23 protein-coding genes are annotated in these 22,911 nt (G+C 41.3%); 14 read left to right on the top strand and 9 right to left on the bottom strand.

Features of this window, described 5'->3' with window-relative positions; all coding sequences use genetic code 11:
• Positions 1–32: 32 nt before the first annotated feature.
• The 13 genes from KO473_RS16780 to KO473_RS16720 all read left to right on the top strand — a co-directional run bounded on the left by KO473_RS16780 (position 33) and on the right by KO473_RS16720 (position 11,998).
• A complete protein-coding gene (locus tag KO473_RS16780) occupies positions 33–869 on the top strand; it encodes a sensor histidine kinase (protein ID WP_005820824.1) in 837 nt (278 codons plus the stop codon).
• Positions 866–3,238: a TonB-dependent siderophore receptor gene (locus KO473_RS16775; protein ID WP_122130731.1), complete on the top strand. Its 2,373-nt coding sequence runs from the start codon at positions 866–868 to the stop codon at positions 3,236–3,238. The genes KO473_RS16780 and KO473_RS16775 overlap by 4 nt, the downstream gene beginning before the upstream one ends.
• 14 nt (positions 3,239–3,252) lie before the next feature.
• Positions 3,253–5,682 (top strand): amino acid adenylation domain-containing protein, encoded by a 2,430-nt coding sequence (locus tag KO473_RS16770; RefSeq protein ID WP_122130732.1) that lies wholly within the window; start codon positions 3,253–3,255, stop codon positions 5,680–5,682.
• Positions 5,683–5,688: 6 nt separating this feature from the next.
• Positions 5,689–6,582, top strand: a complete 894-nt coding sequence (locus tag KO473_RS16765) for a hypothetical protein (RefSeq protein WP_122130733.1) — start codon at positions 5,689–5,691, stop codon at positions 6,580–6,582.
• Between the two features lie 230 nt (positions 6,583–6,812).
• Positions 6,813–7,157 carry a DUF3876 domain-containing protein gene (locus KO473_RS16760; RefSeq protein ID WP_005779973.1) on the top strand — a complete coding sequence of 115 codons (345 nt, stop codon included), beginning with the start codon at positions 6,813–6,815 and terminating at the stop codon, positions 7,155–7,157.
• A 40-nt stretch (positions 7,158–7,197) separates the two neighbouring features.
• Positions 7,198–7,599: a LytTR family DNA-binding domain-containing protein gene (locus KO473_RS16755; RefSeq protein WP_032535999.1), complete on the top strand. Its 402-nt coding sequence runs from the start codon at positions 7,198–7,200 to the stop codon at positions 7,597–7,599.
• A 134-nt stretch (positions 7,600–7,733) separates the two neighbouring features.
• Positions 7,734–8,606 carry a DUF2589 domain-containing protein gene (locus tag KO473_RS16750; RefSeq protein WP_005779967.1) on the top strand — a complete coding sequence of 291 codons (873 nt, stop codon included), beginning with the start codon at positions 7,734–7,736 and terminating at the stop codon, positions 8,604–8,606.
• 28 nt (positions 8,607–8,634) lie between these two features.
• On the top strand, positions 8,635–9,447 hold the full coding sequence (locus KO473_RS16745; RefSeq protein WP_005779965.1) for a hypothetical protein: 813 nt from the start codon (positions 8,635–8,637) through the stop codon (positions 9,445–9,447).
• 24 nt (positions 9,448–9,471) lie between these two features.
• A complete protein-coding gene (locus KO473_RS16740; protein ID WP_005779963.1) occupies positions 9,472–10,086 on the top strand; it encodes a DUF2589 domain-containing protein in 615 nt (204 codons plus the stop codon).
• Positions 10,083–10,319, top strand: coding sequence for a hypothetical protein (locus tag KO473_RS16735; protein ID WP_005779961.1), 237 nt, complete (start codon positions 10,083–10,085; stop codon positions 10,317–10,319). The genes KO473_RS16740 and KO473_RS16735 overlap by 4 nt, the downstream gene beginning before the upstream one ends.
• An 11-nt stretch (positions 10,320–10,330) precedes the next feature.
• On the top strand, positions 10,331–10,837 hold the full coding sequence (locus KO473_RS16730; protein WP_005820817.1) for a hypothetical protein: 507 nt from the start codon (positions 10,331–10,333) through the stop codon (positions 10,835–10,837).
• A gap of 6 nt (positions 10,838–10,843) precedes the next feature.
• A complete protein-coding gene (locus KO473_RS16725) occupies positions 10,844–11,182 on the top strand; it encodes a hypothetical protein (protein WP_005779958.1) in 339 nt (112 codons plus the stop codon).
• 21 nt (positions 11,183–11,203) lie between these two features.
• Complete coding sequence (locus tag KO473_RS16720; RefSeq protein ID WP_022011874.1) at positions 11,204–11,998, top strand: N-acetylmuramidase family protein; 795 nt, start codon at positions 11,204–11,206, stop codon at positions 11,996–11,998.
• 112 nt (positions 11,999–12,110) lie between these two features.
• Here KO473_RS16720 and KO473_RS16715 read toward each other — a convergent pair whose 3' ends face one another.
• The 7 genes from KO473_RS16715 to KO473_RS23520 form a co-directional block, all read right to left on the bottom strand.
• Positions 12,111–13,085, bottom strand: coding sequence for a dihydroorotate dehydrogenase-like protein (locus KO473_RS16715; protein ID WP_005779954.1), 975 nt, complete (start codon positions 13,083–13,085; stop codon positions 12,111–12,113).
• 54 nt (positions 13,086–13,139) lie between these two features.
• Positions 13,140–13,808 carry a YggS family pyridoxal phosphate-dependent enzyme gene (locus tag KO473_RS16710; protein ID WP_101603277.1) on the bottom strand — a complete coding sequence of 223 codons (669 nt, stop codon included), beginning with the start codon at positions 13,806–13,808 and terminating at the stop codon, positions 13,140–13,142.
• Between the two features lie 136 nt (positions 13,809–13,944).
• Positions 13,945–14,409, bottom strand: coding sequence for a DUF4494 domain-containing protein (locus tag KO473_RS16705; protein WP_005788684.1), 465 nt, complete (start codon positions 14,407–14,409; stop codon positions 13,945–13,947).
• Positions 14,410–14,988: 579 nt separating this feature from the next.
• The gene (locus KO473_RS16700; protein ID WP_005820814.1) at positions 14,989–15,303 is read right to left on the bottom strand and encodes a helix-turn-helix domain-containing protein; all 315 of its coding nucleotides are present in this window, start codon (positions 15,301–15,303) and stop codon (positions 14,989–14,991) included.
• A 5-nt stretch (positions 15,304–15,308) separates the two neighbouring features.
• Positions 15,309–15,695, bottom strand: coding sequence for a type II toxin-antitoxin system RelE/ParE family toxin (locus KO473_RS16695; RefSeq protein WP_005820812.1), 387 nt, complete (start codon positions 15,693–15,695; stop codon positions 15,309–15,311).
• Positions 15,696–16,111: 416 nt separating this feature from the next.
• Positions 16,112–19,024, bottom strand: a complete 2,913-nt coding sequence (locus KO473_RS16690) for a DEAD/DEAH box helicase family protein (RefSeq protein WP_122130734.1) — start codon at positions 19,022–19,024, stop codon at positions 16,112–16,114.
• 1 nt (position 19,025) lies between these two features.
• Positions 19,026–19,250, bottom strand: a complete 225-nt coding sequence (locus tag KO473_RS23520) for a hypothetical protein (RefSeq protein ID WP_005820808.1) — start codon at positions 19,248–19,250, stop codon at positions 19,026–19,028.
• Between the two features lie 377 nt (positions 19,251–19,627).
• Between KO473_RS23520 and KO473_RS16675 the strand changes: the two genes are divergently transcribed.
• Positions 19,628–20,275 carry a DUF4858 domain-containing protein gene (locus KO473_RS16675; RefSeq protein ID WP_005820806.1) on the top strand — a complete coding sequence of 216 codons (648 nt, stop codon included), beginning with the start codon at positions 19,628–19,630 and terminating at the stop codon, positions 20,273–20,275.
• A 437-nt stretch (positions 20,276–20,712) separates the two neighbouring features.
• Here KO473_RS16675 and KO473_RS16670 read toward each other — a convergent pair whose 3' ends face one another.
• The gene (locus KO473_RS16670) at positions 20,713–21,585 is read right to left on the bottom strand and encodes a DUF4373 domain-containing protein (RefSeq protein ID WP_122130735.1); all 873 of its coding nucleotides are present in this window, start codon (positions 21,583–21,585) and stop codon (positions 20,713–20,715) included.
• Positions 21,586–21,724: 139 nt separating this feature from the next.
• Positions 21,725–22,072, bottom strand: a complete 348-nt coding sequence (locus KO473_RS16665) for an SH3 beta-barrel fold-containing protein (protein WP_005820800.1) — start codon at positions 22,070–22,072, stop codon at positions 21,725–21,727.
• Positions 22,073–22,911 lie beyond the last annotated feature (839 nt).

Raw genomic sequence — 22,911 nt, 5'->3', positions numbered from 1 at the left:
TAATAATGATATAGTACTTAAAAAGATTGATTATGGAAAGAAACATTTCACAAGAAAAACGAATTGAAGAGCTGGAAGCACGGCTCAGAGAACAGGAAAAGTTGGGGTCATTGGGATTGTTGAGTGCCGGTATAGCCCACGAAATACAGAACCCACTGAACTTTGTCATTAATTTCAGTAAATTGTCCGGGCAGTTGTTGTCCGATCTGGATACCATTGTTGATGAAACCGGGAACCGTATTCCGGAAGAATCGCTGGAAGATATTAAAGATATACTTTCCGGATTACGTGAGAACATGGACAAGATCAGAGAACATGGTGACCGGGCTATTAGTATTATCCGTGGCATTCTACTCTATTCCAGGGGTAAGGATGATGAGTTTATGCCTTCACAGATACAGAAGTTGACCAAAGAATATGTGTGGCTGGCTTATCATGCAATGCGTGCCAACTACAAGAATTTTAATATTGCCATTCATGAAGACTATGCCAAAGACATTCCTCCGGTCCGGCTGATTCCGCAGGATTTCAGCAGGGCAGTGCTGAATGTGATGAACAACGCCTGCTATGCGGTATGGAGAAAATGGCTGGATACTCCCGAAGGATATTCTCCTGAGATAACGGTGAGTCTGGAAAAGCTGGATAAAAGAATCGTGCTTACCATCCGTGATAATGGAGAAGGTATGAGTCCGGAAGTCAAGCAAAGATTGTTCGACTCTTTTTTTACGACTAAACCGGTCGGGCAGGGGACAGGGCTCGGAATGTCGATCGTCCGCGATATTATAGAAAACAAACATCACGGAAAGGTGCTGTTTGATTCGGTTCAACATGAATATACTTGTTTTCGTTTTATCATCCCGGTCACATGAAACGCTACCTGTTGTTATATATCTTCTCCTGTTTTTTTGCCGTGCAACTGACAGCACAATCGGCAGACAGTGTCCGAAATTCATTTGTAAGGGCAGAAGCGCTTTATAAAACTGGAGATATTGATCAAGCCTGCCGTATATTGGAGGAGAATCTGCCGTTTTTTCGGGGGACGATGCGCACCGAGGCATGCCGCCTGGCTGCTTTATGTCTTCTGGCTTTGGACCGTTTTGCAGAAGCGGAACAATATGTTTCATTGTTGTTGAAGGACGAACCCTACTATTATATCTCGTTACAGGATCCGGAACGTTTTGCGGACATGGTCAGGAAGCACAGGGAGACTAAAGTAACCTTGGTCACGGCTTCGCAACAGGTGGAGACTCCGGAAGAAGCTCCTGTACCTGTCACTCTGATTACAGAGGAGATGATTCGGGCTATTCATGCCCGATGCCTGCGTGACGTATTGATTGCTTATGTTCCCGGCATATCCGGTTTGTCTTCCAATGAAGAGATGAATCTGGCTATGAGGGGAGTCTATTCGTCCGGACAGGAAAACATACTGGTTATGCAGGATGGGCAGCGCCTGAACAGTTACATCACGAATGCTGTTTCGCCGGATTATGGTATTAGTCTGGCTAAAGTCAAACAGATAGAAGTGCTTCGCGGACCGGCTTCTTCGCTTTACGGTAGCGTGGCGCTGACAGCCGTGATTAATATTGTCACTAAGGACGGGGTGGACATTCGTAATGGTGCCGTATCTGTCGGTGCCGGAGACCGGGGGCAGCTGGCTGTCGACTTGTTATTGGGCAAACACGACATGAACATGGATTTTATGGCATGGTTTTCCTTGTATCGTGCAACGGGAGAGCCGGTTTTTGTCCCTGCCGGCAAACAATATGCCCTTTATCCGAGAGACGGATTTATTTATCTGGACGGTTATTCCGAACTGCCCGCTCTGGATGGCGGCATTAAACTGCAACGGGGAAACTTACTTTTCAGTTTTAGTATGAACTATGCTAAAAAAAGGCAGCCTTATAGCATGTGGCTTTTTGCTTCACCCTACTCTTATAAGAAGTTCCGCACTTTTGATGGTGCCGGTCCGGGATATTCCAGATGGTCGGCCAGAGAGCAGGCGGTTTACAGTCGTACGTGGCAAAATGTGAGCTTCAGTACGACGTTCTACACCGACTGGAACAAAAATGTACGTTATGAAACCGCAGGAGATACATTGCAGGATTACCCTATTTACCTCAATCCCAATGACAGCACCAAACTCATTTTTCCGGATCGTGGAGTTTTTCAATACATCCGCTGGATGGACTTCAATGTTGGCTTTAACACTCGTGTGAGCTATACTTACGATTGGGGAAGATACGGAAAAGGTAATATGCTTGGCGGCGTGGAGTGGAATCGGTATGCACTTTATGATTCTGAATACCTGGAAGGTATGAATTTCAGAGAAATAGTCAGGACATGGACCGACAAGCGGCTTTACACTGGTCACGAAATGAACGCAAACGTATTTCTTCAATTCAAACATAATCTGCATAAAAACTGGATTGTAAATGCCGGAATCAGATACGACTATAAGAAACGGAGAAATAACCGGATAATGCAGGCCTTTTCTCCCCGTGTATCGCTTATTTATCTTCGGGACGGACTGAATCTGAAAGCCAGTTATTCCAGGTCGTTTGTCGATGCACCCTATTATTACAGAAACAACGATATGGATACTTACTCCGGTGGCGAGAATCTGCAGGCTGAATATCTGAGTTCGTACCAGTTGACTTGTGCCTATCATTATCGCCCCTTTCATATAGATGTTGAATGCAACCTTTTCTACAACCGGGCTTCCCATTTTCTGTTTACCCAACCGGAAACCCGTATTTACGAAAATGCCGGTCTGCTGGATATGGGAGGTATCGAGGTAACCGCGCGTTACCGGGCAAACCGATTAAATCTGGATGCAAACTTGTGCTATCAGAGAGTATTGGGTTATACCAATTTCTTTGTTACCGACGGGTCGGTTAACAATGTGCCGGATTTTTCCGTAAACCTTGTAGCCGGCTATTTCCTGGTAAAGAAGAAAATATGGAACTGGTCTGCCCATGTAAAAATGAATTGTAATAGCCGTTGCTATACACAGGTCAGCGTATTGGAAAACGGACTCAACGGAGATGCCACCAATTATACTGTCCGTCTGCCGGGCTATACTGTTTTCTCTTTCACTACCAGATGCAGGTACAAACAGATAGAAGGCAGTCTGGGAGTTGAGAATCTCTTTAATAACCGATATGAATGTGGAGGAGCAAATATCCCCATCCGGCAGAAAGGACGGTGGATTTCCGGTAGTATATTGTATAATTTCTAAATCAAAAAACAATAATGAAAACAAATATTCAAGAAACTTTTTTTCAGTCATTCTCTACTTGGGGTGACCAAACGGCCGTCATTGCGAAAGACGGTACTGTCTCTTATCAGGAACTGGAACGTTATTCCGGGAAAATAGCGCAAATTGTCCGTCAACATTTTCCGGTGACTCATGCATCCGGCTTCCGCAATGTCTGTATCGGAGTTTGTATGGGACGGAATAAAACGCTGGTTCCTGCTATTATGGCCATTTTTCGATTGGGGGCGACTTATCTGCCCATAGATCCTGCTTTGCCGGATAACCGTAAACGATACATGGCCGAAAATGCAGGTATGGTTTTGTTATTGACCGATTCACCGGATGAAGTCAGTGGAATTCCGGAAGTCTGCCAGCTCCATCTGGACTTGTCAGCACTCTCCGGCCCCTCCATTGACGGATATGCCGAGGTCTTCCCCGATGATTGCGCCTACATCATATATACTTCCGGGACGACAGGAAATCCCAAGGGGGTACAGATCAGTTATTCCAATCTGGGGACATTTACAAAGAACCTGATGAATACGGAACTTTATCATTTAGCCAACCCCTCGGACAGGTATCTCGCCTTTGCCAGTATCAGTTTTGATGCCTCCATATTAGAGTTAATGATGTGTGTGCCGATTGGGGGGACTTTGGTTTTGGCGGGGGAGGAGGAACGCAGGGACATTTCTTTGCTGGACGTACTGATCAGGCGTGAGCAAGTGAATGTGGCCTTTTTCGCTCCTTCATTATTGGGCATGTTTGCCAATCTTGACTTTCCGTTCATGAAGACTTTGCTGTTTGGTGCTGAGGCTATCAGTGAAAAGTTGTTTAATAGGCTGAAACAACAGCCATACCGGTTGATGAATGTCTATGGTCCGACAGAGAATACGGTACTCAGCACCATACGGATTGTAAATGATGAGACTTCGTACGACAATATCGGTTATCCGCTGGAAGGAACCACCTGCCATATCTTGTCCGAAGATCTTCAACAGGTGGTTGGTGGAGCAACAGGAGAGCTTTATTTGAGTGGTCCACAGGTTTCACCCGGATATATCGGGAATAAAGAGTTGAATGAAAAATCATTTATCTTCTATCATGGGGAACGGTTGTACAGGACGGGCGATTTGGTCCGGCAACAGCCTGACGGTTCTATACGTTTTATCGGACGAAAGGACACACAAGTCAAGATACGGGGATTCCGTATTGAACTGAGGGAGATAACGGAATGCCTGAATAAGGACCCGGAGGTTGAGAAATCTCACGTAGTGGTAGTGGAGCAAAATGGACGGCAATTATTGGGTGCTTACTTGCAACCATCAGTGCCCGGCTGTTTTCATCCGGAAGATGTAAAAGAACGTTTACGGTCGGAACTTCCTTATTACATGATACCTAATTTATGGCAGGTGGTAGATCGTTTTCAGCGTACAATGAATGATAAGATCGATACTCGTTCACTCCCGCCTTTTGCTCCGGTGGAGTTGGAGTATGTCCCTCCGGTGCATCCGGGAGAAATCATTTTATGTGATATTTTGAAGGAAATGCTGAATTTACCCCGGGTCAGTGTTGAGGCCGGTTTGATTGATGACCTCGGAATGACTTCGTTGGATATACTGAGGCTGGTTACCGAGGCAAATAAAAGAGGATGCCCGATTAGTGTATCTGCCGTTTATGCTACCGATACTCTGCGCCGGCTGTTGGTGGTTCCCCGGCAAGAACCCGTTTATTGGTATAAGCAGCAAAATCTCAAAAAGCCGGTTATCATTCTGGTTTGCGGGTCTGCTTATTTCAATCATTGGTATTTTCATTTTGCCGACCGCTTATACGAAAAATATGATATTCTTGTGATAGATGCTGTTTACGATCACTTCTGGAAAGTGGCCGCGGATGTTACGGGATTGCTGGAATATTATGCCCGGGCGGTACAACCAATGATCCGGGAACGTACTGTTTACGCGCTTACCGGTTTCTGTATGGGTGCCGAACTGGCAATCGGCCTGGCCGAGTTGTTACGCCGCTCTATGGGGATAACACCGAAGGTTTTCGCACTCGACGGACAGGCCTGGCAGAATCCCGCTTTGTGCCGGAATTATCCTTTACTGATATTCCCCGGAGATACTGACGAGATGATACGTGAACGGAACGAAATCATTGATATTTATTTCAGTACGACTCCCAACCTGATTTATCAGGGAGAGGTGATTGTGTTGTTATCCGGATTATTCCATCAACAGGCCGGATTGTCTCCCGAAGAGGCATGGACAGAGGAAAACTACCGTATATTCCGGACTGAATATGACAATTGCGAAAGATTGTGGAACAAATATTATCCGAATGCTTCTGTCCTGCGATTACCGACAGATCATTGGCACTTTCTGGAAGGCGAATCACTGGAACAACTGATCACTGTTTTTTTTAAGTAAGTATCTATGCAGACAGACAATTTCACTTTGGGTAAGAAGGATCTTCTTATTTTGCTTGGGCTGACTCTTGTACTTCCTTTTCCGATCAACTGGGCATTGATCAGACTGAATCCGTTGACCCTGATGCCGGGTGCGGACGATGTGCCCACCTGGATTGGTTTCGGAGGTAGTTACATCGGAGGAATCATTGGCGGAGTCATTTCAATCTTGATTTTAAACAAGACACTTCGTCAAACCGGTGTACTCCACCATGACCTGAAACTTTTGCAGTTGGATACCATCATCTATACTCAGCAACAAGATTGGTTTACCGGTTTTAAACAAGAATTGGCAGAGAATCTGAAATCCATTGATCTCTATGTGTTGAATACCATCGTTTCATCCATATCCATGAAGAATTATGCATATGCCAAAGAGGTCTTGAGCGAGATCAATAAAAATCTCGAATATCAGATGGTTGCTGCATCCTTTTCTTTCACCTCCTCCCGCCTTTCGCCGGAAGAGCAAAAATATATGCAATTGGTGCGTCGGATACAGACTGAATACAGTTCTTTTATCAAAGATATTCTTTACTATATTCCTTTGGCGGAAACGATGGCTTCCCGGAAAAAACTGAACTATGAGCAGTTGATGGACTATACGCTGTCCCAATACGATTATTTGCAGGGGCAGGAAGGAGAATCTGCTGTTTCCAGAGCCGTCATACCACGTGTTATGGAGATCGATCCTTCTGATAATATAGGTAAGGAGTTGGAACGGATTATGGAAGAAAGATTAACCGGGCGTACTTATCTATATCACATGAAGTCTGATCTTGCAGAGGTTACCCATCAATTAATTATTTATGAAGAACAGCGTATCAATGCCATCCTATATAAACCTGTGGGAGAAACACATTGACAGATATTAATATAAAATGGTATTTTTTTATTTCAGTATTAAAAGTGAATTTATATTTGTTTTTCTATTGATAAAAGGGTGTTTTAAACTTTATATGTGTTTTATAAGAGAATACTTTCGGAAAGAATAATCTGGTATTCGGAAAAAAAAGCGCACTATACAGAACGTAAAATTTCTATAAGTTAATAAAATCCTATTTTTGCACTAAATGAAATTTAATAAGTTAAGTTATGAGCAAAAATAGAGGTCTATACAGGCTGTTTTTGTATTTTGTCTTTATCATGCCTGTGTTTTTAAGCTGCCGGCATAGTCCGGTAGAAATGCCGGACGGTATGTATGGAAGATGGAAATCATCCACAGACCGTCCGGACATAACATTAGGGACAGACAGCATAGGATATTTTGCTATTGTTCATCATCGTATTAATGACGGACGAGTCTGTCCGGTCCGCTATCCTCTTCATCTTAGTTCACCCACAAAAGGGTATATCCGGGCAGAGGGTTGTATTCTGTTTTATTATGACAGCCTGAAACATACTTTGTACTTTTCTCCCGGAGGAGATTATGCTAAATAATCGCATGGACGTACTTCAGTTAACTAACAATAAAATAATTATGAAAGAGAACTTGATCAAACCGTATTGTTATTGTGGTGAGTCGGAAAACTCATTGGTTGATAATGCTATTTTTGTGTACTTCAGTGATGAGTACAGAAGGGTGCTTCTGGATGAAATCTTATGGGTGGAAGCATCCGGAAGTTATTGTGTCATTTATATGGAGGATGGTGCCGAGATAACAGTGAGCTATCCTTTGGATCGTGTTTTCAACAATGATCTGCCTTGTAGCAAATTTAAAAGGATCCACCGGTCGTATGCTATCAATCTTTTTAAAGTGACCGGGTTTGCCGGTAACTACGTACACATCGGGAAAAAGATGTTGCCGGTGAGTGAATCTCACAAAAAGGACTTTCAAGCCTGTTTCCATAAGATTTATTCAAAACGGGCATTGGGAAAGTGACGAAAGGGAGTGGGAAGAAATCCGGCTCCGTCTAAAATTAAAAATTTACTACGCAAAGAACGTGCACTACCTTTGCATCGTAAGCTTACAAAAGAGAAAAAACAATTAAGTAACAAATTTAAAAAACAATTATTATGGCAGTTGACAAAACACCGTCGCAAGTTGCAACCAGTGCGTTGCAGTCGATTCCGTTTGGTTCTATTATTGGTGGCCCGTTGAAGGCATGTGTGGAAGCGCAGGCTTTAGCAGCAAAAACAACTTGGGAGTTTATTCAGAACGTGGGTATTAATGTGAATCCGGAAACCGGTGAGAAAACAGCGGTTAACGTTTCGTTCTCATTCATTCAGGGCGGACGCCTGGTTCAGTTGAATATTCCGTTGCTGACTATCGTTCCTATTCCTTATATTGCAATCCGTGAAGTGGACATCAATTTTAAGGCTAATATCAGTGCTTCTTCTTCATCGGCAGCAGAAACAAACGAGTCAGTATCCAAAGATGCGGCCCTGAAGGCTTCGGCCAGTTTGGGATTGGGATGCTTCAAGATGAATGCCAATATGAATGCAAGCTATTCATCGAAAAAGGACTCTAAAGCGACTTCCGATTCTAAGTACAGTGTAGAGTATACTATGGACGTGGCTGTAAAAGCCGGACAGGACAGTATGCCGGCAGGTCTTTCTAAAATCCTGGAATTGCTGGGTAATTCATTGGATGTTTCCGATCCAACCGGTACATTGGAAGTGAACAGCAACTTGCTGCTGATTGAAGATGGCAAAGAGAAAGTACAGCTGATTGCTACCTATAAGGATCCTAATGGTCTGCTGGCTCCTGAAAAACTGACTATTTCCGGAACCGGTGCCAACGCTGCTGACTTTAAGGTAAGTGGTGACAGTAAAATTATCGATTTGCCGGAAGGTAAATACACTGTCAAAGCAGAGGGAAGCAAGAAGGAAGTTATTATCGAAGTGAAGAAAGATACGGCAGCTCCTCAGACTGGGACACCGGCATAACATTAATTAAAACTTAAGAACTCATAATATGGCTCAGTTAAGTTCAGTAATCGGCTCTATATTGCGTGATATTGTTTCGGCACAGCACGAGGCCAACCTTTATTCATTGTCGCTTGGCGACTCTTACGGGAAAGACGGAAAGGCGAAAGATTTTCAACTGCCTAATGTCATGGTCAGCGATATGGAACTGGATTTAAAATATGGTGTGAAAAGTGCATCGGAAAGTCAGCAACAGTTTAATATCAAATATGATAAGTTCCGTCAATTCCTCAAGGAACTGTGCGAACAGGTTGCGAGGGTAGCTATCAGCAGTGCCGCCACTACAGTGATGACCTCGGATATAGAGAGAAATGAAGGAGAGAAACACTTCTTTGAACGGCTTAAAAAAGAAAACAAACTTCATCAGGAATTCTGCACTTTTCTGAGCCGTAATATGAGAAACTCTTTCCGGAATAACCTCTATGATGCTGTGGACAGCAGTAATGGTTCTGTGAACAACGATGTTGTGATCAGCAGGCTGACGGATGTCGTGCGTAAAAAGTTTCTTTATGATACGGACCTTGATGATCTTTTTGCCGGAGAAGATGGAGAAAAACTTCGTGATACCGCTGAAAAGAACATTATAAAAGCGATGGAAGCTATTGTGAAAAAGCTCTCGGTAGACGCTAACTTCAAAAGTCTTCATTCATTTCCACAGCTGGATGTGGCCATCACGGCTGATGAACTGATGAATATGCCTGAAGAAGCGATACACAGTTTTAAGATCAAGTTCAGTCCTCGCAATTATTCAGTCAGTCAAACGGACGATGATTCGTTACTGGAAGATTTTGTGATGCGATAATCAATCCTAATCAATTGGTACAATATGGATAAAAAGAAAGTTAGGAGCGTTAGTAGTCAGGTAATGGAACTTCAGCAATTAATTGCCGGTCCTTTGATCGCAACAATTGAAGCAGATTCATTATCTTCGCAAAGATATCTGGATTATTTGATGAAAATAGCATTTGAATCTTATGATCCTGCAACAGGACGGACCGGTAAGATACGTATGCTTACGTTCAACTATCAGAGTCAGGATGCCGGTGGAGGAAGAAAACAAAGTGTGAGTATCCCGATACTTACGCTGGTACCTTTGCCACTGTTACAAGTGCAGGAGGCGGATTTCGATTTTGATATTAAAATCCTGGATGCTTTATCGGAGACAGCAGAAGAGAAATTCTCGCTGGAAGAAGGCAAAAGCGTGAGTGAGCCGCAAAGTGGGGGAGGATTTAAACTCCGGGCTTCGCTGGCTCCCAAACAGGGAGAGGGCAGCAGCACCTCAAATGTGCAGCAGAGCTTGTCGGCGAATATGAAAGTAAAGGTGAAGATGCGTCAGGCAGATGTGCCTGCCGGATTGTCCAACTTACTACATCTGACGGCAAGCAATATGCAAGTAGAAGAGACTGAAACTGAAGAAATAACGGAAGGAGGAAAGAAATGAATAATGTAGCAGAACATGCCCGTGAACAGAAAGCCGGGATGAAGTGTCCGCAATGCGGAACGTTTATTGAAACATCGATTTTTGAGTTGTTGACATCCAATGCTTTGCAATGTCCATCCTGTCACTTGCGTCTGAACATAGACCGTATGAAATCAAAACCGGCTTTTGACGCATTACGGAAAGTGCAGAATGCACAAGAGAATCTGGAGAGAAAGAGCAAATTCAACGGCTAAGTGTACGGACTATGAAATTAACTTTTTTCAAACGGGTGGGGGAGAAGATCCGCCATCCGTTCCGAAAGGAAAATACGGAAACTGTTGTAGTTTCGGAAGCCGTTCCTCAGCCGGAAGTGGATAATGCAGCTGAAATAACGATAAATGAACCTTCCGTTGCGATGTCGGCAGACAAATGTGCGGAACAGGCACGTTGTTTTCTGTTGAAAGATAACAAACTGGTCGGTAAGCCTCTCAGTAGTTATCATCCCGAAATACGGATTATCCATGTCGATAGTTTTGTAAATGCCTTTTTGTTTTTCTTGCGTATGTGCGATCAGCGTTTGCTGACTTATCGCCAGACAGGAGAGCACTTGCATTGCACTGCTGTTTTTCCGGACGAAAGCGGGAATTTGTATTTTACTAACAAGGTGACTTGTCGTAACAAGGAAAATACAGTTGCGGTCTTAAAGATTGACTATATGGGTCTTAAACCCAGGATTAGTGAAATAAGATTTGAATTAAACATTAAAAAATAAAAGAGTATGAATCCTATATTAAATAAAATGGGCGCAAACGCCAATGAACAAAAAAAACTCCTGATGGAGTGTGCGGCAATGCTGGAAAAGTACGTGAACAGATTTCCGGCAGAAAAGGGATGTGCTTCATTCTCAGGTGAAGACATGAAATTATGGAAAGAAGTTTATTATCCCAAACTTGTCCAGACGGACATTCTGCCGGACGGAAAATTCTTTAGTGGTACTTCATCGGGAAATAGCGGTATTGGTACAGACGGTTATTTTACCGGTTATGAATTCTTCCAGTTTATATATCGTGCCTATAAGTCGCTTTACGAGCTGGAAAAGGCAGGACAGATGAGATGATAAATAAAAACTAATTGGAATATGAAAACGATTAAATTGGATTATGAAGGCGAAGAAGCTCTCTTGTTGTGTCAGGGGCTGAAACGCAATGGCTATTCAGTGAATGAAAGCCGGATTTTCACACAGGAAATGAAAGAATCGGTTGTTGATTTTCAACAGAAAAGCCAACTGGATGCTGATGGGATCGTGGGATACCGTACCTGGGAATCCCTGTTTTTTACAGGACGTCCCACTACTGAACGTTTGACAGAAGAAGATTTTGTTCTTGTTGCCCGATTGCTCGATGTGGAAGTGGCTGCTTTAAAAGCCGTACAGCAAGTGGAGACAGGCGGAAAAGGAGGATTCTTTTCTCCCGGTAAGCCCGCTATCCTTTTCGAAGGTCATATTTTCTGGAATCAGTTGAAAAAGCGGAATATCAATCCTGAATCGCATGTGAAAGGGAATGAAAACATTCTCTATCCCAAATGGGAGAAAGGACATTATAAAGGCGGTATGGGTGAATACGATCGTTTGGAACAAGCCCGCCAAATCAATCATGAAGCAGCGGATGCTTCTGCCAGTTGGGGGATGTTCCAGATTATGGGTTTTAACTATGCGGCCTGCGGAGAGAAGAGTGTCGACAGTTTTGTAAAAGCTATGTGTGCGAGTGAATGCAGCCAGTTAATATTGTCTGCCCGATTTATCAAACAATCCGGAATGCTTCCCGCTTTGCAAGCCAAAGACTGGGCAGAGTTTGCCAGACGTTACAATGGTCCTGCTTATAAGGAGAATCGTTATGATGAAAAATTAGCAAAAGCTTACCAGAAATTTTTGTAGGCCAATTACAGACCTGAAGCGTCTCAATGAAATTTGAATTTAAAAAGAACTATGGATTAAAAAGAGCGGTGAGCAAGCTGTGAAGCTTGTTCACCGTTCATCGTTATTATCTTTATTTCTCAGAAAAATATTTCAGGAATTGAGTACGTTCAAACATATTGATACCTTCTACATCTTTGGCGTTCAATTTACCTTTGAATTGCGAGATGTGTTTGAAGCCTTTTCTTTCCATCCATGCACCCAGGAAACGGTTCATTTCTCCTATAAACAAGTTGGTGTTCTGATAAATGGCACTGCATACCTCTATGGCAGATGCTCCGGCTAAAATGGCTTTTACGATTGCGTCCGGTTTATGAATACCTCCCGAAGCGGCATAATCTATTTTAGTAACCAATGATGAAGAAATACCTATCCAACGCAGGGTTGCCGAAAGGTCGGACGCGTTGCTGAACACGTCTCCTGAAGTATGCTCCATCTTCTCTACATCAATATCCGGTTGATAGAAACGGTTGAAGAGAACAACTGCCGCTGCACCGTTGGCATATAGTTGATCGATCAGGGCTACCGGATTCGTAAAGTTACTGCCTAACTTCATAATAACCGGAATACGAATCGTTTTCTTTATATGGCTTAAGATATCGATGTGACGCTGTTCAAATGAACCATATTTATATTGGATGTCCGATTGCAAAGCAAGAATGTTGATTTCCAGCGCATCTGCACCGGCTTCTTCTATTTGCTTGGCAAAGTCTATCCATTCTGAGTCAGTATAGCAGTTTATACTTGCAATGACGGGAATGGTGCAGGCCTTTTTGCTTTCTTTAATCAGTTCCAGATATTCAGCCAGTTTGTGATTGCGGATATATTCAGCCAGATAGTCACTTCCTTCCGGATAATAAGACGGGTTTCTCAAGCGGTCAGCTTCCAGCATAATTTGCTCTTCGAACAGTGATTTCAGGACAATAGCTCCTGCACCGGCTGCTTCCAGCTTAGCGTTTTTAGCAGCGCTGTTAGTGAGTCCCGAACTACTGATGATAACAGGATTTTTTAAAGTCAATCCCGCAAAGGTTGTTTTTAAGTCGGCCATGGTAATTATTGTTAATGGTTTTTCAATGAATTTTCTGTCTCATTGTTTCAATTATTAATAAACTCTTTCCCCGAAAATTTTACTTCCTACTCTTACCAGCGTGCTGCCTTCTGCAATGGCGAGGTGATAATCGTGGGACATCCCCATTGAGAGTTCGCAAAAAGTCGGTTCGTCAGCAAAATATTGTTTTTTCACTTCGTGGAAGAAACAATTTAAAGAACGGAATTCCCGTTCGATTTGTTCTTTCGAATCTGTGTTGGTAGCCATTCCCATCAGTCCGCATATCTGTATGTTTGCCAGTGCTTTCCATTCGTCGGCATTCAACATCTCCTTGCATTCGTCAAAACTGAAACCAAATTTGGTTTCTTCCTGGGCAATATGTATTTGCAGCAAACAGCGAATGACTCTTCCTGCTTTGATAGCTTGTTTATTTACTTCCGCTAACAACTTGTACGAGTCGATTCCATGAATCATGGACACATACGGAGCCATATATTTGATTTTGTTTGTCTGCAAGTGCCCGATAAAATGCCACTCAATGTCCTTGGGCAGGCTTTCATACTTGCCTGTCATCTCCTGCACTTTGCTTTCTCCGAAAATTCTTTGTCCTGTACGATAAGCTTCTTCAATAGCTTCGTTCGGGTGGAATTTCGAAACCGCAACCAGTCGAACGCCGGATGGCAATTCGGCCAGGACCTGCTTTAAGTTATCAGTAACATTCATTTTTTACCAGTTTTGAGTTCACCACAGATTACACAGATTAACACTGATATTTTAATTTAACTCCCAGTAAAATAAATTATTAATCTGTGAGAATCCGTGTAATCTGTGGTGAGTTATATTTATTTCTATTCCAAAATTATACTTCCGGTTTATCATTAGGCTCAGAACTATACGGATATACATCCATAATTGCTGTTTCAGCAACAGAACCGATCTGATAATCAGCCATTGTACCTTTCATGCCTTCATCCAGCTTCTTTACAGCATCGCGCAGATCGGCGGCCTGCACCAAAACTTGAGTCGATGTTTTCTTTTCGGCACCGCTTTTTTCGTCCAGTGTGATAAAAATCAGTTTACACTTAAACCAGCGGTCAGCAGCCTCTTCTTCGCTGGGGAAAAGTTCACTATAGTTGGCTCGTTTGATATCCGATACGGTAAATTCTCCTGTAATGAACGGGGTCATCTCCTCAATAATGCGTGCTTCTGCTTCTGTAAAGCTGAGTGCATCCACGAGATAAGGTTCAGTAACTTTCTTGTTCATTCCGTTTTCCATCAATTTCTCGTAACGGATCTTACACTCAAACCAAGTATGCATTGACATATTCTCTTTTGATTTTTAAGTAGTTAATATATGATTTACTATATAGATCTGCTTGTTTGCTAATCTATTCTACCACAAAGATAGTTCAAAATCTCTCTTTATGCTGTGATAAAGATAAGAATTTATTGCCAGTTTATTGTAATTTATCACCTCGTAGCCCGGAATAGGGGCTTATTGAGGGATTTTTAGTTGATGAATTCGTAAGTTGATACTTGGTATACAATTTCATACAACATATCAAGTATGTGGGATTTAGTGCCTGTAATTTATGGCAATAGTGATTGCCTGAGGAGTGGCCCGCAAGTGGAGGGTAAATTGAGGCAACATTACCTCGATTTTAATAAAAAGCCTGTTTCCCGGTAATATTCAGCGGTAAATTTACCTGTTTCCAGATAAATTACACACCTGTTTCCGTGGTGCGTTTCATTAGGAACTGCAGGGGTTTCGGATTTAGAGAAATGGTATCATTTGATGGCGAGAGACCGGAAAGAGAAGAGGTGTTAGAAGCAAGCAAGAAGGAACTGATTATACAAAAATAGCCTATACGGTTTATATAGACTATTCTTTTTTATATCCGGGTTACCACAAAGCGACTTTTCCTAAATTGCCAATTTCAAGTTTAGCGCTTATTCCCATAGCCTTGAAAACTCTGGAAATAGTAGAAAAAGTCAGGTTCTTCCCGTTCTCGATCCGGGAGATCTGCGCTCTTTGCACCCCGATCAAGTTACCTAATTCTTCTTGGGTCAGATTCTTTGATTGCCGGGCTTGTTTGATCGCTTCGCCAATCAGAAACGAATGCAGGTCCGCTTCAAACTTATCTCTCTTGGGAGTGTCTTTTTCTCCTATGTGCCTATCTAATATTTCTTCTTCTGTATAAAACTTCATTGTTTCCATACGCTTTATTTTTTTGAGTTAAAATATGCTTTTCTGATCTCTTCGGCTTTGGCTGTTTCTTTGGGCGGTGTCTTTTGAGTCTTCTTGATAAATCCATGCGTGGCAATCACCAACGTGTCTGCGCCGCTATCTTTGTCCCAAAAGGCCAGCAGCCTGTATTTTACTTTCTTATAGAATGTCCTGAACTCCCAAATGTCCGTATCATCTAATTTTTTAAAGAGTTCGGGGTCAATCACAAACTTCGCTTTGGCAATGTTGTAGATGATCTTGTCTTTGATCTTTGAGGGTAAGTGATTCAGAAAATCGTCTGCCTCCTTTGAATATACAACCTTGAATTTAGCTTTTACTTCCATTACTTTTATTTTGATGCAAAAATAAGTAAATGGTTCCATATAAAGAAACATTTTCCCAAAGAAATAAAATAAATTAATATAAAAGACAGCTTCCCGGTATGGGGCTTTTTTTGTACCGTTTCTTAATTGGATAATAATAAACAAGGCATTCAGGAGTAAAAAATGTTCCCGTTGTTCAAAGGAAGAAGAACGAGTGGAGTTATCGGTGGAATAAATGGAAGAAAACCATTACAGTTACTGAAATCAGACCAATTGTAACTTTAAGAAGGTTTGTGTTTTCTATGTCGATTGTTTTATCTGATGATGCCTTAGTTAAGATTATGATCTTGTTGGATATAAACTACACAATGATAGTTCTTTAGATACTGAGTTTGAGAAACTGGAACAGGTAATCTATTTTTCCTTTATTTTCTTTTTTGCCTTTACTTGTTCGTCCCATTGTCATTACATTTTAATCATTGTGTCGTGATGTCGTGTTGTTTGTCGCTACAGAAAATGATATCCAAAAGTTCGGTTGCAAGTTTGAAACCTGGACATTTTATGATACTATCTTCTTCTGTCGGATAACCAAGGAGATTAATGCTACCATACCAAACTATAGATTTATCTATGACACATGAACATAATGACAAATTGGGTACAACCCTTACGAATAATCCTTGATTTTTTAGATACTCTGTTTGTTCGTTTGAAGCGGATGTAATAATCGCTACTTCAATGCCGTTTGTTTGAAGTTTTTTTAGGATTTTGACAAATGCATTTCGTTCTGTGTGATAGAGTTTTGGAGAAGATACTACAATGGATTGTTTTGAACTTTTCAATGCTTTTGTAAATGACTGACGGAATGTGCTTCCATTGAAAATCTGTCCTTCATACGAAGATGATTGTAAACTATCGATATTGTTAAACAAGGTAGGGTTGTCTTTGGACAATACACTATAACCAATAGCAGCATATCCCTTGAGCCGTTTTCGGTACATATTTTCACAAACAGGTTCGTGTATATCAACATAATCATAGACACGCACATCCGTTTTACCTTCTCTCTCCCGGTGTAAACGACCTGCATATTGGGCAACCAGCCCTTTCCATGATATAGGAAGAGCAAGAAATAGCGTATCCAATCGTGGATAATCAAATCCTTCGCCAATGTATTTTCCTGTAGCCACTATCACAAGAGGGGCATCTTGCGGTATGTCATACAGTCTTTGAAAGGCTTCTCGCTTGTTCCTAGTTGACCCTTCTCCTGTCAGTTGGATTACATTGGCGATATGTGGTTCCAGCATCTCGGCAAGCAATTTCACATGAGATGTTCTGTTTGTCAATATAATAGGAGTGCGACTTTCCGCTACATTATGCAGCACGTCTTCTACAATAAGTGTGTTTCGGATTTCAGACTCAGAAAGCGATTGCGATAATGCCGTAAACGACTGTTTGTCATCAGTTATTGGACGATAAGATGTGAATCTGGGCACAAGATAACGCCGAAACGATTGTTTTTCTATTTGCGCTTTAGCATCAGACGAGTATCGAATCGGTCCGCATTGCATAAAGATGATGGGTTGCAAACCATCCTTACGGATTGGCGTAGCCGTAAGCCCGTAAACAAAATGCGATGTGATGTTTTTAAGTACATTTTCGAATGTTACGGAAGACACGTGATGACATTCATCCACAATGACCATTCCGTATTCTTGAACGAAAGGCTTGACTTCACCATTTTCAAAGCATGATTGCATAAGTGCAATATCGATAACTCCATGTAGTGTGTTTGAGGTTGAATCTAAACAGCCGATGGGTGAGAAAGCATTCTTTCTACCACGCTTCTTGGGAATATCTGGTTCTGTGAAATCAATGTCAAGAAATTCGGAAAGGCGTTCGTGCCATTGCAAAAGCAATGCTTTTGAGTGAATCAGTATGAGCGTGTTTACCTTTTTTCGGGCAATCAATGCTGCTGCCGTTACGGTTTTTCCAAAAGCGGTTGTTGCTGATAGTACCCCATTGGTGTGAGCCATGAGGGTATTGATGGCATTTAATTGCTCTTCACGTTCCTTGCCTTTAAATGCTACGGCAATATGTTTGCCTTGATTAGTTCTATCTACTATTTCATAAGTGACGCCAAGAGATGATAGCATTGCTGTTATTGCGTCTTCGCAACCACGAGGCATTACAATATATTCATCTGTGAAATCGGCACGACAAATAATGCGAGGAACATTGTAAGTGGAGATTCGCATAGCCTGTTTACTGTAGAACTCAGGATTCTTGAATGCTGCGATACGTTTAAGATGATTGACTACCGTATCGGAAATGGAGTGCAGCGGAATGTATATCTTATCCGACTTGTTGATTTTCAGCCTCCCATCGAAATCATTCCGTGTAATATTCTGAATAATAGGGGACTCCCACGGTTTTGTCTCTGAAGATGTTGCCAATGCTCCAAAATCTTCCTGCCGGTATTGAGCCAGTAATCCATCCACAACACTTTCATCTATCTTCTTTATACCGTATAAATAAGCCCATTGGTCTTTGAAAGGTAGAAATTCTTCATCTACAAAAACACTGTTGCCTGCTTTTCTTGCTCTGCCTTGCAATGGCAAGGCTATCAGATTTCCGAAACCACCTTCTGGTAGCCTGTCTTGATTGGGGAAGAAGCGGTCGTATGAATCAAATGTAATACGCCCGTTTAGTTTCATGGCTTCTGTCAGGATGGTGTTACCTAATTTCCTTGCTTTGTAGGAAGGTATAGGTTCTTTAAAGAAAGTCCATACGTGCGCCCCGTTACCGGAGCGTGAGCGTTCTATGCTGTATGGAATTTCCCAGTTCCTGCAAACTGCAATGAAAGCCAATACATCCTCTTTGTATCCGTGAGTGCAATTCTTGTCGTCAAAATCGGCACATAGAAAAGAGCATTTATTGTCGAGGGTGATAGCATATAGCCCAATTACGTCACATCCATTTTCATCTTTTCCCTCCAAATGGCGATAGATGTCTTGGTTTGCCAAAGGAGCAAAGTTTCGGTTCCGGCATTCTGTACACTTGTTTCGTTTTTTGTCACAGACACCTCTGTACCATTCGTTGATACAGACCGGTTGATAGCCACCTTTTTCAGCGGTCTTGCTAAACCATCTTCGTGCAAAGACATCTTCACGACCTTTGAAGAAACTGCGAAACAAGGCAACTTTTTCATCGAGAGAGAGCTTGATGGGAGGGAACGTGATGGAAGAGAATGTCGACTCGTTCGTAATATTCTTGGCAGGATATACAATGCCGTGTTGTAGAAGAATTGATTTCAACTCTTCGTTTTCATCCAATAGGGTATTATACCTCTTAATTAGAGCATTGTATTTCTCCTGAAGATTTTCCATCTCATTTTGCAGCCAATAATTCGCAAAGCAGTGCTATTCCAAAATTTAAGAAGGTCCCTGCAAGAACATATTCGGTTTTAGCGGTATCCTTAGTAATAACCAATTGTTTGTATTTTTCGGAATTTATTTTGAAGCAAGTGGCATAGTTTCTTTGCTTCAGTTCAATGGCTTTAGATGCTGATAATGAAGTGGAAGACACTATATCTGCAGAAATGGTTGCATACATATTTTTTGCTTTTTGTTTCAAGTGCAAAAATAATAATTTTATCTGTCGCTGTCAAGAACAATAGCTTATAAAAGCTATAATGTTAATTTATAGATGATTTAGGATGTAATTTGGAAATATGCACTTATAGGCTATGCAGTGATTCTGCATTATTATATGTGAAAATGATAGTCAAGACTAAAAATGGTTGCTTTTAATTCTGTATTCCATACACTTGTGAAGTAATGCTTAATGATATTAAATATTATGGGGGTGCGTAGGGGCAAATCGAAGTTTCACGTTCTTAATTATAATATATGGTTACTTGTTTATCCATTGTATGAAAGTAAGGAAATGCAATATATTATTGATTATTCTTAATTAATGGCAAAGTGTTGATGAGATTCATTTTATTTATCATATTTTCTTTATGTTTGCCTTTGGTCATGCAAGGACAAGAACAAAATGTGTGGACACAAAATGACTCTTTGAAGTTAAAGAAAGTATTGGCAGGACAAGCTGAAATCCGAATTAACCAGAAGGTATTGAGAGAACTTGACAGAGTTTTTTCTTCTCCACGACGCTTATTTAAATTTCAATCTCGTTCTGCCATTTTACCAATCAAAGATTTCCTATTCTACAGACCTAACGTCTTTAGTAAATACCATATATCCACTTTTAAAGTTAATGAGTTGAATATCTGGCAAGATTCACTCTTCATGAAGGTCTACATGTTGGGCAATAAACAGTTATTTATAAAATCCCAGTTAGACACAGGGGATCCCCGAGTATTGATAAAGAGGAAAACTGATATACAGTTCAAGTTTACAGACCATTTGGCGTATCGTGTTTATGGTGGCTATACTATTGATAAGAACCGAACAGTAATATTGCCAACTACAGCTACTCCATATTATGTGGGCACAGGTTTTTCTTATAGCCTTAATAAGAAATTACAGTTAAAAACAGGGGTAGAGTATCAGTACAACGTTGTTTATAAGCGTTGGGAATGGGTTTGGAATTCCGGTATCCGTTTTAGCTTTTAATGATTTCAGGCTAGATTCTCTATTTGTGTTGAACCATGGAATAAACCTTTATGCGCTTTACTATATAGATTGGAAGATTTCGTTAAAATAGAGTGGTCTCTCTGATACAAGAAAGTATTCTTATATAGTAGTACGTAAATACAGTTTGTTATCCTTATTATTAACATTGTTAACACCCTTTCTCGGCCATTTTTATTCTTGTGTGCAAATAACAAGTCTTTTGCATTTAAAACACTTGTTATTTGCATCCAAAGAATAAACTTTAACTCTGTGTTAAAACAAAGCTTTTACTGACAGATGTTTTGTACTTTGAATAGCTTGTTTTTCAGCTTGTTAAGTTTGACCTTTACTTCTTTGTCTCACTGAAGGTCTCTGCTGGCTAAAACCGATATACTTGCTTTTTTGTCAACTATACACAGAGGACTTGCACTATCCGTTTATTTCCTTTTTGCCTTATTCAGTGCCGCTATCAGATACCTTCCTTTTGCCCCTATGTCACTCCAGCAAGTGTTGGCAATCAGCCGCCACACCGTCGTTCCCTTTCTTCCATAGTCCGACAGCCTGAGAATGGCATTTACCTCGCTTACCTCGTTGATCCCCAATCTTTGGAGCGTATCCGTCAGTCCCGGATAATTGTGCGTCATCGTATTGAAAGCGTATCCCGGTATCGGGAGAGAAGCAGAATCCTCCTTCCTTTCTTCCTCCTTCCCCTTGGGGGGAGCTGAGGGGGGTAATTCTTTATTTTCCTTTGCTTTACTTTTCTTTACTTTACTTTGTCCGGAATTGCATGCATTTTTTGCGTTAACGGCTACATCATGTACTACATTTCCTGTGCCGGCAGATGCTTTCCCTTCTTTAAGCGGCTTGAGTTGCTCAATTTCCTGTTGTGTGGATGCATTGTCCGGTTTGCCGCTTTCCTTTTCCGGTCTCACCATCAGGTAGGGGAGCTCCGACAGCTCTCGCTTTCTCCGCTTCGTAGCTTCCAGCCATACCTTCTGTAGGCTTTCCGAAGTCAGTATTCCGTTTTCCAGATAACTGTTTCTGTCCAGTATCCCTTTGATGAAGAGAATTTCGATGATCCCCTGTACCTCAGCGGCCTGCACTTCCCTTCCTGCCTTGTTGGCAAAGATCAGGCACTGCTCCTCATCCCAACGGATGAAGTATCCCTCCTTGTATATTTTGCAAAGCAGCTTCAATACGATTGCCGAACCCTTTATTCCGTATTTTGCCTCTATCACTTCCATTGCGTTCTCTTCCATGAAGTTTACGCCTATCGGGAAATAGTTGATCCCGTCATATGCTATTGCCATTGTTTTTTTAGATTAGTTGTTTTTTATCCGTAATACTTTTATCCCGAATTACACCGGATTCCCAAAGACGTTTTCACTTGATTCCTCAAAATAGAAATCATTCATCTGTGAAAATCCCGTGTAATCTGTGGTGCCCACCTTATACGATCGGTCTCCACTCCATGAAGTTCTCCACCTGGAATGTCGTCCATCGCTGTTCGTCCACATTCCAGTAGACTACTGCACCTTCAATTTGTGTGGGATCATACTTCTTGTGGAATTCCGCTTCATAGTAGATCAGTGTCGCTTTCACCAGCTTGAAATCTCCGTTCTGCTTCTGATAAGCGATGGCTGCGTGCCCGTATTGCAGGTGGTCTGTTAATGCTTCCAGGCGCTCCGCCATCCATTCGGCACATTGTTCGGTATATCCTTTCTCAAAGACAATCCGTCTCTTCCATCTCAGTTTCATGGCTTCACTTTGTGATGCCGGTCTTTTTTTCCGTTTCATACGTATATTTTTTAAGTTGATAAAATGTTATCGCCACGAAGATAGGGGGCGTTTCATGTAAGACGGATTATCATAATTCATTGTGCGTATTTTTGTGGATGGCGGGTTTGTGCTGTCTATTCTTTTCTACTTCTTCCCAAATGCTGCTGATATAGACTAATATTGAACTGATGGATAATGGTTTAAATACTCCGTTTTTAATATTTCCGATTAGTCTTTTTTCATTGATGTAGCGTGCGAGTGAAGCCTGACATGTATTGATATTTTGTATGTTCGCATCTTCTATGTAGGATTTTATCAACGCTTTGATAAGTTCTCCTTTATGCGAAATTATTCCACGTATCGGTATTCCTTTCTTTCTGCCTCTTGTTTTTTTAACTATTTCTGTATTAGATTGTTGTGCTTCGCTAATGGCGTTTTTTTACACTTTTGTCCGCAATCTGAAATAATCCTTTTTCTTTGTCCATAATTTCTTTTATTTTGTTAATAACTAAATGTTGTTAATTTGTGGCAAAGGTAGAAAGGAAACTATCGGTAGGCAAGTAAAGATGGAATTAAAGAGAAAATGAACGCTTCTGATTAGATAACTATTTGGTATATAGTATGATATTAATTGAAAAAGCGAGTGTTTCAATAGACGTTCGTTTAATTGAACGCAAAGATAGGGGGTATTTTTAGAACTACAAAATGTTTAATAAAAAAAATGATTTTCCTCTTTTGATTGTTATCCCAATATCTTAAACCACAGGTATTTATGAATTAACAAAAAACAGTTTATTATCTGTCTGATTTTGTTTTCTGTTCTCTTCTGATTTATATACAAAAATCATGTGTTTTTA

The organism is Bacteroides sp. HF-4919 (assembly GCF_018860125.1).
Note: the sequence above shows the minus strand (reverse complement) of the source record. Positions and strands in the feature narration are given on the sequence as shown.